Origin of the sequence: Pedobacter sp. UC225_65 (assembly GCF_042698365.1) — a bacterium.
Taxonomy (GTDB): domain Bacteria; phylum Bacteroidota; class Bacteroidia; order Sphingobacteriales; family Sphingobacteriaceae; genus Pedobacter.
On record NZ_CP170550.1, the window covers coordinates 3,801,156 to 3,813,579 of the forward strand.

13 protein-coding genes and 1 pseudogene are annotated in these 12,424 nt (G+C 33.7%); all 14 read left to right on the forward strand.

Translation table 11 applies throughout. The features are described from left to right. Positions 1-169 precede the first annotated feature (169 nt). Positions 170-1,252, forward strand: coding sequence for an MBOAT family O-acyltransferase (locus tag ACFJIZ_RS20075; RefSeq protein ID WP_379088231.1), 1,083 nt, complete (start codon positions 170-172; stop codon positions 1,250-1,252). Position 1,253: 1 nt separating this feature from the next. Continuing rightward, on the forward strand, positions 1,254-1,901 hold the full coding sequence (locus tag ACFJIZ_RS20080; RefSeq protein WP_379088234.1) for a hypothetical protein: 648 nt from the start codon (positions 1,254-1,256) through the stop codon (positions 1,899-1,901). A gap of 62 nt (positions 1,902-1,963) precedes the next feature. Next, a complete protein-coding gene (locus ACFJIZ_RS20085) occupies positions 1,964-2,314 on the forward strand; it encodes a hypothetical protein (protein WP_379088237.1) in 351 nt (116 codons plus the stop codon). A 68-nt stretch (positions 2,315-2,382) separates the two neighbouring features. Beyond that, complete coding sequence (locus ACFJIZ_RS20090) at positions 2,383-3,789, forward strand: lipopolysaccharide biosynthesis protein (RefSeq protein WP_379088240.1); 1,407 nt, start codon at positions 2,383-2,385, stop codon at positions 3,787-3,789. Between the two features lie 98 nt (positions 3,790-3,887). Next, positions 3,888-4,688 (forward strand): polysialyltransferase family glycosyltransferase, encoded by an 801-nt coding sequence (locus ACFJIZ_RS20095; protein WP_379094152.1) that lies wholly within the window; start codon positions 3,888-3,890, stop codon positions 4,686-4,688. Further along, positions 4,669-4,917: a hypothetical protein gene (locus tag ACFJIZ_RS20100; protein ID WP_379088242.1), complete on the forward strand. Its 249-nt coding sequence runs from the start codon at positions 4,669-4,671 to the stop codon at positions 4,915-4,917. Before ACFJIZ_RS20095 ends, ACFJIZ_RS20100 begins: the two co-directional genes overlap by 20 nt. Then, entirely contained in the window at positions 4,917-6,086 is a 1,170-nt protein-coding gene (locus tag ACFJIZ_RS20105) for an O-antigen ligase family protein (RefSeq protein WP_379088245.1), read from the forward strand. Before ACFJIZ_RS20100 ends, ACFJIZ_RS20105 begins: the two co-directional genes overlap by 1 nt. After that, complete coding sequence (locus ACFJIZ_RS20110) at positions 6,061-7,164, forward strand: glycosyltransferase (protein ID WP_379088248.1); 1,104 nt, start codon at positions 6,061-6,063, stop codon at positions 7,162-7,164. The genes ACFJIZ_RS20105 and ACFJIZ_RS20110 overlap by 26 nt, the downstream gene beginning before the upstream one ends. After that, positions 7,157-7,492 carry a DUF2334 domain-containing protein gene (locus ACFJIZ_RS20115; RefSeq protein WP_379088251.1) on the forward strand — a complete coding sequence of 112 codons (336 nt, stop codon included), beginning with the start codon at positions 7,157-7,159 and terminating at the stop codon, positions 7,490-7,492. Before ACFJIZ_RS20110 ends, ACFJIZ_RS20115 begins: the two co-directional genes overlap by 8 nt. Before the next feature lie 31 nt (positions 7,493-7,523). Then, on the forward strand, positions 7,524-7,910 hold the full coding sequence (locus ACFJIZ_RS20120) for a DUF2334 domain-containing protein (protein WP_379094155.1): 387 nt from the start codon (positions 7,524-7,526) through the stop codon (positions 7,908-7,910). A 259-nt stretch (positions 7,911-8,169) separates the two neighbouring features. Next, positions 8,170-8,316, forward strand: a pseudogene (locus ACFJIZ_RS20125) (DapH/DapD/GlmU-related protein); the annotation flags it as partial. Positions 8,317-8,447: 131 nt separating this feature from the next. Next, positions 8,448-10,259 carry an asparagine synthase (glutamine-hydrolyzing) gene (gene asnB / locus ACFJIZ_RS20130; protein WP_379088254.1) on the forward strand — a complete coding sequence of 604 codons (1,812 nt, stop codon included), beginning with the start codon at positions 8,448-8,450 and terminating at the stop codon, positions 10,257-10,259. Continuing rightward, positions 10,260-11,336 carry a glycosyltransferase gene (locus ACFJIZ_RS20135; protein ID WP_379088257.1) on the forward strand — a complete coding sequence of 359 codons (1,077 nt, stop codon included), beginning with the start codon at positions 10,260-10,262 and terminating at the stop codon, positions 11,334-11,336. A 2-nt stretch (positions 11,337-11,338) separates the two neighbouring features. Then, positions 11,339-12,412 carry a glycosyltransferase gene (locus tag ACFJIZ_RS20140; RefSeq protein WP_379088260.1) on the forward strand — a complete coding sequence of 358 codons (1,074 nt, stop codon included), beginning with the start codon at positions 11,339-11,341 and terminating at the stop codon, positions 12,410-12,412. The last annotated feature ends 12 nt before the right edge of the window (positions 12,413-12,424 follow it).

Sequence of the window (12,424 nt, forward strand, 5' to 3'; positions counted from 1 at the left end):
TCATAGTGCTACAAATAAGCGATCAAAGCTATTTTGGTTATGGCTTAGTATAGGAATCAACTTAGGTATTCTCGTCGTATTTAAATACTATAATTTTTTTGCGGCCTCATTTGCCGATGGATTATCCTTACTGGGATTTAAACCTAACCTGGGAACCTTACAACTCGTATTGCCAGTAGGGATTTCTTTTTATACTTTCCACGGATTATCTTATGTGATCGATCTGTATAAAGGCAGGATAGAACCTGAAAGAAATTTCATTAATTATTCTGTTTTTGTTAGCTTTTTTCCACTACTTGTTGCAGGGCCAATAGAAAGGGCCACACATCTTTTGCCTCAGATACATAAGAAAAGAGAGTTTAACTATACGCAAGCTGTTGATGGTTTACGTCAGATCTTGTGGGGCCTATTTAAGAAAGTTGTAATTGCAGATAATTGTGCAGAATATGCAAATGCTATTTTTAATAATTCAGGAGATTATTCTGGAAGTACGCTTGTTTTAGGGGCATTGTTCTTTAGTTTTCAAATCTATTGTGATTTTTCAGGATATTCTGATATTGCTTTAGGTACAGCCAGATTGTTCGGTATAGAGTTATTAAAGAACTTTGCCTTCCCTTATTTTTCAAGGGATATTGCCGAGTTTTGGCGTAGATGGCATATCTCTTTATCATCATGGTTTAAAGATTATGTATATATACCCTTGGGAGGAAGCAGAGGAGGTGTATGGATGAAAATCAGAAATACCTTTATCATTTTCTTGTTAAGTGGCTTTTGGCATGGCGCAAACTGGACATTTATTGTCTGGGGAGCATTAAATGCTATTTATATCATGCCATCTATCATTTTCAATACCAATAGAACAAATTTAGATATCATTGCAAAAGGTAAATATCTACCCAATATAAAGGAGTTTTTATCCATGGTAATTACCTTTGGATTAACTGTATTTGCTTGGATCTTCTTCCGTGCAAATAATATAGGGCACTCATTCGAATATATTTCGGGAATATTTTCAGGTTCATTGTTTTCGGTTCCCTATTTCCCAGGAATTGAAAAAGCAATACCTATCGTTTTGATCACCATTATTTTTTTATGTTTTGAATGGATTGGTAGAGAATCGGCCTATGCCCTTCAAATTGTTTCAAATGTTCGGAAAAACTATTTGCGGATAACCATGTATTATGTAATCATTGCTGTTATTTTAATGTTTGGTAATTTTAATGAAAACCAATTTATTTACTTTCAATTCTAAAATGAATAGATTTTTAATAAGAGTTGTTTTAGTATTAGCACCAATATTTCTATTTGTTGTTACGGTAAATTATTTTGGTGATGCTGCAAATCTGTTTTCAATGGATTATGAAAAAAAAATAGCCGATGAAATCTTGAAAGGACATCACGTTACCAACATTACAAATTACGATGAAAGACTTTTGAATAAATACTTGGTCAATAATTCAAAATCATGCCCAGAAGTTTTAGTCTTAGGCTCAAGTAGAGTAATGTTGGTCAACTCTAGTCATTTTGCTGGCCAAACTTTTTTTAACAATGGAGTAAGCGGGGCTTCTATCGAAGATCTATTAGGGATTTATGAATTGTATGAAAAGAAAGGATGTTTACCAAAGAAACTCATTTTAGGTTTGGATCCATGGACACTTAACATCAACAACGACCAAAAAAGATGGGTTACACTAAAAGATGAATATTATTCGATTGCTAATAAATTAACAGGTAGCAAGGCTGTAATGGAAAGTGACAATGGTTTCTCCAAACTTTCTCAGCTTGTATCTCCCTCATATTTTAAAATGAGTTTTAAAAAACTGATTTCAAGATCTCCAGAATTGAAAGGCACTGATCAGAAAATGAACAAGGGTTTTACAAAGCTTGCTGATGATCTATAAACTATGATTCAAACTATAGGGCTGTTACTGCCGCTGGGGTAGAAAAAAGAGCAGTAGATTATATGAATGGGCATATTTATGGTACAGAAAATTTTGATAAACTTTCTCCAGAAGTGACGTTGGTACTTGAACGTTTTATTAAGTATTTAAGTGGAAAAAATATTGAAGTATCATTTTTCTTAACTCCTTATCATCCCAAAGTATACACTTTTGTAAGTGAGACTGATAAATATAAACAGATTGCTTTAAGCGAAAAATACTTTATTGATTTGGGCAAAAAATATAACATCGAGATTATAGGTTCATTCAATCCATATCGTTTACATATGGATAATTCTGATTTCTATGACGGGATGCATTGTAATGAAAAGGGAATTGCAGAATTGTTAAAAAGTAAAACAGTAAATAATTAATATTTCGGCTAGCGTAAATCGAAGAAAAATAAATGGGTCAATTAGGGTTGATATCAAAAAATATAGGGTTGTATACCTTTGCAAATCTTTTAAAAGCCGTAATAGGGTTTTTATTAGTGCCACTCTATACCTATTATTTAACCCCCAATGATTTTGGTATTGTAAGTGTAGTTTCCTCCCTTATTGGCTTCTTCTCCATATTTTACTCTCTTTCTTTAAGTTCATCTATCATTAGGTTTTTTAAGGAATATTCAAAAACGGATGTTGTTAAGTACATCAGTACGATCATTAGTTTCCTTTTGATATTCAATGTCATCTTGACGATCCTGTTGATTGTTTTTAAAGATTTGGTCATCGCTCCATTTATAGAGGGAATAAATTTCTATCCTTATATTTTTGTTGGGTTATTGACCATAACATTAACCCCCATATTTATAATTACGCAAACCATTAATCAGGCTTTGCATAATGCTAAAAAGTATTCGATCATCAACCTCATCCAATATGCGTTAAACATTCTAATGGTATTGGTTAGTGTGATGTATTTTAGAATGGGAGCTTTTGGCGTACTCTTATCCCAACTGCTTTCTACTTTTGTATTTTTCTGCTATTCGTTCATTATCCTTTTTAGAGAGTACAAGTTCTCTATTGACAGAGGAATATTGAAAAATTCGTTGAACTATTCCTTGCCACTTGTACCACATAGCCTATCTGGATGGACACTTGACCTTATTGATAGGGTACTTTTAAATAACTTGAAATCTACAGCAGATGTGGGTATTTACAATGTGGGTTACAAACTGGGATCAATCCTCGATTTTTTTATCAGTAGCGTGCATCTCACCATGAGCCCTTGGTTTATGGAGAATGTGGCAGAAGAAAAAGGAAAAAACCTCATTATCCGTATTTCTGAGTTTCTAATTTATGTCTATTCTTTTATTGCACTTTGCATCTGTTTCTTTTCTAAAGAACTTTTCGCAATCCTATTGTCAAAAGAGTTTAGGGAGGCCAATGTGATATTACCTTATATTACATTTTCTTATGTGATCATTGGCGCTTATTATTTTTTTGGATATCCTCTTTTTTACGATACCAAGCGAACAAAATTGATCAATATTGCCACATTTGTTTCTGCAGCGTTAAACGTGGTACTGAATCTGTTTTTAATTCCAAAGTATGGAATGATTGGTGCTTCAGCAGCTACATTACTGTCTTTTTTTGTGTCAAGTTTAATCACACTGATACTCTCTAACAAAGCGAAGTTAATTCGTTATAATTATGAAAGTATGTATTTAGCTATAGTTTTATCGTTCTCTTTAGCGCTTTTCGTTACAAACTTAAATAGTGCCATTACATTAAATACAATACTTTTGAAACTCTTGACTTTAACAATTATATTATTGGGTATTGTATTTAAATACCGTAAAGAGATGAAAATGGCTGTTGATCTAGTAAAATCTAAACTGAAAAAATAGCTGAAATGATTAAACTTATATATCCCCTGTTCAATTATGCAAAGTAGTGCTATGAAAAGTGTTTTTTTAGTCGAGACGCCTTTGAGTTATATCAATGCATTAGAAGCGCAAAATCATCTTGGAATAAAAAAGATCAATCTATTTTGGTGTTGACTACCATTTGGGATAAAAATTTAGAACAGATCAAGGGAATGCTTGATGAAAACCAATGGGCAGAAGTCATCTTTCTGAATTATGAACTGAAGAATGGCAAATTGATAGGTCTATTTCGTCAAGGTAGATTAAAAAGGTATATTAGTTTTAGACAAGCATTAAATAGGATCAACAAATTAGCAGCAAGAATAGGACAGATTGATTACTTGTTGTCGGGTTATTATACACACGAGTTGATTTTACATTTTGCTAATAAGGTAAAATATAAAGAATTTGTGCTTGTTGATGATGGTACCATGACGATGTCGACCAATAGTGTTAGGATAAATGAAAAAGACAGGAACTTTAAAAAGACCTTACTTTATAATGGTAGGCTTAAGGCTGATTATAAACTCTATTTAAAATATTTGCTCGGACTTAAAGACAATGGTATCCCATCTATTACCTTTTTTACGGTATTTGACCTTAAAGTAAACCCATTTGATCAAGTTATAAAAAATGAATTGACATTTCTTGGAACACAAATTGAGGTGAAAGCAAAAACAGATAAAGTTTTCTTTTTAGGAAGCCCATTAGCAGAATCTTTACCAAATGCCATAGATATTGATTATTTTGAAGTATTGATAAGAAAGATTGTTGAGATTTACGGGGCAGAACAATTTGTTTATTTTCCCCATAGAAATGAGACACTTGAAGTTGTGAATAAGGTTCAAAAAGAATTGCAATTTGAGGATCAGAACGATTAGTGTTCCCTTTGAATATTATTTGGGGCAAACAGCATATGCGCCAAAAAAAATTGTATCCTGTTTTACTTCGGCATTATTTAACCTGACCAAAATTATTCCAGCTGATATTCAAGTGGAGGCGATAAGAATTCCTGATGATCAGCTTGTTGAAAATGTAAATAAGATAAATATTATAGAAATATATAAAGAAATAGCCAGTAAAAAGGATATTGTAACAATTGAAATTTGATGAAAAATTTACTTCGATATCTAAATATCATCTCTATATTGATTATCGCAACTAATGCAATCATATTTGTTAGCCATGCAGAGATCATTACTATACAGCCGCGGATATTTATTATTTTCACTGCTGTAGTGGCTTTACTTGAATTTAATTTTTTCAAAAGGAAACTTACATTCAATTACCTGACCAAATTCTACCTATTTATATTGGTGCTGTTCTTTGCTGGCTTGATATTAACAACATTTCCAGAGGATGCATTAAACTTGATAAGAACACAGATTTATTCAATCATCCTGATCATATCACTATCCATTTTATTGCAGAATAAATATGTTTATGACCGCATACCGAAGATCATTTTCTACTGTTCCATCTTTGCCGTCTTTTTCAATATTTATGAATTTTTTACACCAACCTCATTCATGAAAGTTGTGGGTAAGTCTTCTGGCCTCTATATCAATCCAAATTCATCAGCTATTGCCTTGTTATGTTTTGGATTGATAGGGATTGATTATGTAAAAAATCAAAAATTGAAAATGCTATATCTGGTATTTGTTGCATTAGGCATTTTCTTAACGCTTTCTAGAGCGGGCATTGCCATTAGCCTTATCGTATTCCTATTTTATTTCATCAAAAACAAAAAACAACTATTTATTATCACTTTAACAATTATCGTTACTGCCCTGTTAGCGCCAATTCTGATAGATAAAATGGCCAATACATTCAGTAGTAATGATGTTGGCCTAAATAGATACAGTTTGGTTACCGACTTATTTGAGAGTAAAACGAGTATCGTCGAAAACATTGAAGATGATAGCCGAGGATATGTTGCAAAACAGGCGTTCGAAATGATTTTGGATAGCCCAATATTTGGTTATGGTTTAGGGGCTTATCGTAATATTCCATATAATCAGAATGTATTGGAAACACACAATATCTATCTTGCCTTTGGTGTAGATTTTGGTATTCTGGGTCTGTTCATCTACCCTATATTTATTTACTATTTATTTATACACAAAAGAAAGGATTTTAATGGTGTCCTCTTGTTTATTGTATTCTTTGTTTGGGGGTTTGCATCCCACAATGTATTACATGAGTATTTTTTAATCTTGGTCTACACTTACTATAATGTTAGAAAAAAACAAAATGAAAATCTGCTTTCTAATCAGTAGCCTAAGATCTGGCGGTGCAGAGCGTGTCGTTTCGTTGCTGGCAAATAGTTTTTCTAAAAAATACGATGTTGAAATTTTAACATGGGAAGACAGTACCCCATTTTATACTTTAGAGGCTAAGGTTAAACATATCCCTTTAAATCTGCAGTATGTTAAGGAAAAATATAAGAACAACCTATACTTTAATCTGGTTAGGATAAAGGCCTTAATGAGCGTATTAAAAGAGAGAAAGCCAACGGTTGTGATCAGTTTTATTATCACCAATAATATACTGGCCATATTGGCTTCCAGAAAATTAGGTATCTCGGTTCTGATTTCAGAAAGAAGTGCCTTGTTTACAAACAAGATTTCCAAATTTTGGTTCAACATGAGGAAACTAACCTATAAATATGCAGATTTATTGGTCTTTCAGTCTCAAAATGCAGCCGACCTCGGGATAGCGAATAAGATTGTTGCCAAGAGAAATGTAGTGATCTCAAACCCAATATCGATTGAACCAAAACAAGATATACCAAAACAGGATGTAGTATTGTTTGTTGGGCGACTTTCAAAAGAGAAACAAGTAAAAAACCTGATCCAGGCTTTTAAAAATATATCTGCATTAAATCCAACATTTCAATTGTGGATTGTTGGCGATGGACCTGAAAAGGAAAGTTTGCTTCAACTTTCGGGCGATTTGATTGCTAAAGAGAGGATTGTTTTTTTCGGACAACAAACAGATACCGAATCGTTTTATCAAAAAGCAAAAATATTTGTGCTACCCTCTTTATCAGAAGGCTTTCCAAATGTACTACTGGAAGCGATGAATTTTAATAACATCGTAATCAGTAGCAACTATTCAAAAGCTGTTGAAGAAATTATTGAGGATGGTACAAATGGGTTTTTATATGGACCAAATGATGTGGCAAAATTAGAAATGCTCCTGTCGGATGTAATGAAAAGATATGAATTGCATGGTCAATGTGCTGCCAATGCGCATGATGGCTTGGCAAAATATTCAATAGAGAATATCACCAACGAGTGGGAGCAGAACCTACAAAAAGTACTAAAGGAAAATGGGGGGCAAAAAAATGGTTAGGTATCTTTTTAGATTAGATGATGCATGCCCAACAATGGACCACAAAAAATGGGCAAGGGTAATTAATATTTTTAAAAAATATAACGTAAAACCAATTATTGCAGTTATTCCAAACAACGAAGACCCAAACAATGTAGTTGATGCGCCCCGACATGACTTTTGGAATGAAGTGATCAAATGGAATGAATTAGGTTATGCTATTGCATTACATGGCTACAACCATGTATACACTACAACCGATAGTGGTTTAGTAGGTATCAACAAATTTAGTGAGTTTGCAGGTGTAGTTTATCCTATTCAAAAAGAAAAGATCGATTGCTGGCTGTAAGGTATTTAACGAGATTGGCATAAAACCAAGAATTTGGGTAGCACCCGGTCATTCTTTTGATAAACATACGCTAAAAGCGTTAAAAGAGCATACCCAGATCGATATCATATCAGATGGTTTTTCAGTTTATCCATATCAAGATTTAGGTTTTTTATGGGTGCCTTCGCAATTGTGGGGACCCATTGAAAAGGAAGAGGGTGTATGGACTATCTGTTACCATCCAAATACAATGGTAGAAGATCAATTTAAGCGGTTGGAAGAATTTCTGCTAAAGAACCAAGCTAATTGTATAGGTTCAATAGATGAAATTTATAAGGAGTTCTATAGCCGACGCAGATCACTTGTAGATATAATTTATCAGCAAAAGATTTCTTTGGTAAGAACTATAAAAAGGATAAGAAAAAATATAAAACAATAAGGCCATGAAATATATTAGACTCTTAAAAGAACTTTTTAACCGGGTTACAAAATCTGGGGTGGAGTATGCAAGGTATAAAGGTGTAAAAGTAGGAGAGGGCTGTAGGTACTATACCACTAGTTTTGGCTCAGAACCTTGGATGATAACTGTAGGCAATAAGGTAACGATAACCAGCGGAGTAGTATTGTTAACCCATGATGGCTCTACTTGGTTAATGAATGATGAAAACGGGAGACGCTATTTATATAGGAGAGTAGAAATTGGCAATAATGTTTTTATAGGAGTAAACTCGATCATTATGCCCGGCGTAAAGATAGACGATAATGTGATCGTGGCAGCAGGTAGTGTAGTAACCAAATCTGTTCCCTCTGGTGTGATCATTGGCGGTAACCCAGCCAAAATTATTGGTAATTACGACCAGTATAAAAAAGAAGTAATGGAAAATTATGTGTCGGATAAAGACATGGATAAAAGTTTGGATTATCAAAGACGGATTGAAAAGGTAATAGATAATTCATTTAAAAAATATTTAGCATAATGTGTGGTATTTACTTAACAAACATCCCCTTTGAAGAAGAAGAGGTAAAAATTAAATTAGAGACCATCAAATTCAGAGGTCCAGATTATACAGGAATCAAAAAGGTTGACAATATCACATTTGGTCATTTAAGACTGGCCATTATTGATCTTGATTTGAGATCTAATCAGCCTATGCAATTTGAAGACCTAACGATTGTCTTTAATGGAGAAATCTATAATTTTGATTCAATTAGAGAGGAACTAAAAGCACTTGGTTATCATTTTACCACCTCTGGAGATACAGAAGTACTATTGAAAGGATACAAAGAATGGGGTGAAGGAATTGTTCCAAAATTGAATGGAATGTTTGCTTTTTCCATTTATAATGCCACAACCAAAAAAATATTCTGTTCAAGAGATCGTCTTGGCGTTAAGCCATTTTATTATTATTGGAAAGACGGTGATTTTGAGATTTGTAGTCAACTTAGACCAATTCATGAGGGAAAGCAAATCAATGAAGAAGCGGTATCTATATATCTCGATTGTACTTATGTGCCGAGCCCTTATACCATATTTAAAGATATTTACAAATTGCCCCCAGGCAACAATCTAGAAATTGATCTGACCACCAAAAAGTTTAGCATCAAGCAGTATTGGGACTTTAAGGAGATAAAAGATGAGGGACTATCATACGAGGAAGCTAAAGAACAACTACATGAATTGTTAAAAGACGCTGTAAAAATCAGGCTACAGTCAGACGTGCCTTTTGGCTCTTTCCTGTCAGGAGGGATTGATTCAGCATTGATATCTAGTATTGCTGCTGATATCTCAAAAGAACCCATCAAAACATTTTCTATAGGTTTTGACGATCCAAAATATGATGAGAGTAAAGTAGCTGCACAATATGCAAAGATTATCAAGTCTCAACATACTGAAACCATTTGTAAACCAGAGGACATTCTAGAGATGATTCCTAAATTAGTGGAAGTATATGATGAGCCATTTGGAGATAGTTCGGCATTGCCTTCATTGCTACTGAACAAGATCACCAAGCAGTATGTTACAATGGCATTGTCTGGTGACGGCGGAGATGAAAGTTTCTTGGGTTACCATAACTTTGATTGGGTGGCTAAATTCAAGAAACTATCCAAAATACCTTATGCTTTAAGATACCTTGGGTCAAATTTCTTGAGATTTAATGTATTAGGTGCCAGAACAGAACCACTAAAAAATATACTTAAAACTAAATCCGAACACCAATTTATTGCGGGGATCTTTACAGGGTATATTTCAATTTTAAAGAAAAGAAATTTAAACTGGTTGTCTCACTACCAGGGTTATAAGAAGGTAATAGGTAATCCGATGCAGGCTACTGCTGACCTAAATATAAAATTATGGTTAGAGAACGACAGTAATGTCAAGGTGGATAGGGCCAGTATGGCCTACTCCGTTGAAGTAAGGAGCCCATTCTTGGATTATCGGATTATTGAGTTTGCAAGAAACCTACCAGTAGTTTACCGATACGATAACGGATTAAAAAAGAAGATTGTAAGAGACATCTTAAAAAAATACATCCCTGAAGAAGTATTTAACCAACCCAAAAAAGGCTTTTCAGTTCCATTAGGTGGTTGGATACGAAAAGAGTTAAGAAAGGAATTTGAAGAGAACCTAAGTGATGACTTTTTAAATAAAGTGCCGAATTTGGATATAGACAAATTTAAAAAGATGTTCAAACTGCATTTAGAAGGTAAAGGAGAATATGCCTCATTTATATGGAGGGTATATGTGTTGTCAAAATGGTACCAAGAATTTGGTTTTTATAAAAAATAAATGGGGAATAAAACGAGGGTCTTATTTATTTTACCGAGTCTAAGAGCTGGGGGAGCAGAACGCGTCATTTCATTTATCGCACAACAATTAAATCCAAATGAGTTTGAGGCCAAACTGCTCATTTTAGGTTTTGAGAAAGATGCGGTGTATAAGGTAGATCAGATAGAAGTCGAGTTTTTAAATAAACCTAGACTTGTTTCAGCCATCCCGACTTTGTTTCTAAAACTTTGGAAAGAAAATAAAAGGCCGCTCATTGTTTTAGGTTCTATTTCTCATGTAAACATCTTGTTAGGCTTTTTCAGTTTTTTCTTTAGACGAACAAAATTCGTGGGTAGAGAAGCAAGTGTAGTGACTAAAATGAATGAGTTTGCCACGGGAAGATCTAACACAATGGTTTCTTTAATGAAACTGTTTTATACCAAACTAGATGCCATAATCTGTCAATCTAATGATATGGTGATTGATTTTTATCAAAAATTAGGCATAGATAAAGCTAAATTGAAATTGATCAATAACCCGATTACAGCACATATTGATTTAATAAGGCACAAAAGGAAAGATGATGAACTACATTTTGTTACCGTTGGAAGACTAAGTGTCGAGAAAGGGCATCTTAGGATTTTAAATGGGCTTGCGAAAATAAAAAAATATAACTTTAGCTATCATGTTATTGGTTCGGGGCCATTAAAAGAATTGATTGAGACCAAAAGTAAAGAATTGGGAATTGCTGATAAGATTACCTATACTCCATATACGGCGAACGTTTTAGAAGAAGTAGCCAAATGTGATTATTTTATCCAAGGATCGTTTGTAGAGGGGTTCCCAAATGCATTATTAGAGAGTTGTACTGTAGGCACGCCAGTTATTGCTTTTGATGCAGTAGGCGGTACAAAAGAGATTGTTGATAATGGTGTAAATGGCTTTGTTGTTAAAGATGAAGATGATTTTGCAGTGTTATTAAATGATGTAGAAAAGTTAAGGTCAATTGATAATGATAAGGTGGTAACCTTTGTAGTTGATAAGTTTAATGCAAAGAAAATTATTGAAACGTACCAAACGTTTTTTAAATCGCTTTAAGAATGGATAAGACCTTACTTTTTATAGTGCCAACTGATGAAATGGGTGGAGCTGAACAAATCATCAAACAGCTTGCCATCCACTATCAACTTGCGCAAAAAGAGGTACAGGTAATTTGCTTAACAAGGGAATCAACTAAAAATGGATGGAAGGATTTTAAAGGCAAAATCCGTTATTTCAAAACCTCGAATGTATTTGTCGGTTTTATGTTACTCTCTTTATATACTTTTAATAAAAAGTTTCATTTGGTATTCAGTAGCCAAGTTTATATAAATGGGCTTTTAGGTTTTTTACGCTCATTAAGGTGGTACAAAACCTCAAAATTAATTGTTCGGGAGTCAACAACCATTTTTTTAAGGTTTAAAGGATGGAGGCTATGGACCTATAAATTATTTTATAAGATTGGGTATCACAATAGCGATTTGATCATTTGTCAAACAAAGTTGATGCAACAACAATTGATAACACATGTACCTTCGTTAAAAACAAATAATATTCAAGTACTACAAAACCCAATTAGCTTAATAGACATCACTAATAAAGCAGAATTAACCGCCGATTTTGGCAATATAGAGGGCGAGTTCATTGTGGGTTTGGGAAGGATGGTGAGTGCAAAAGGTTTTGACATATTGATCCATTCATTTAACCAGATTAGCGAACAGTATCCCAATCTCAAATTGCTAATTTTGGGTGATGGGCCAGAAAGAGGATTATTAGAAAATCTGGTAAATCAATATAAATTAACCGAAAAGGTATTAATGCCTGGATATTCGTTTAATCCTTTCCCATATTTAAAAGCAGCATCGGTTGGTGTGGTATCTTCAAGGATTGAAGGTTATCCGAATATTTTGCTTCAGATGATGGCCTTAAATAACAATATAGTATGTACAAATTGTGCGGGTGGGGTTGAAGAGATCAAAGGTATTGGTCTATGTACCGCAAATGATATTGACAGCTTGACAAATGCACTATTGGCTGCCTTAAGTACATCAGAAACAAATAAGAACAGACCGCTTTTTGATGCTTATTTAAGTAAAAGTTCGATAGATAGTTTTATTGCAAAAATGGAAAATTAACATCCCAGTGGT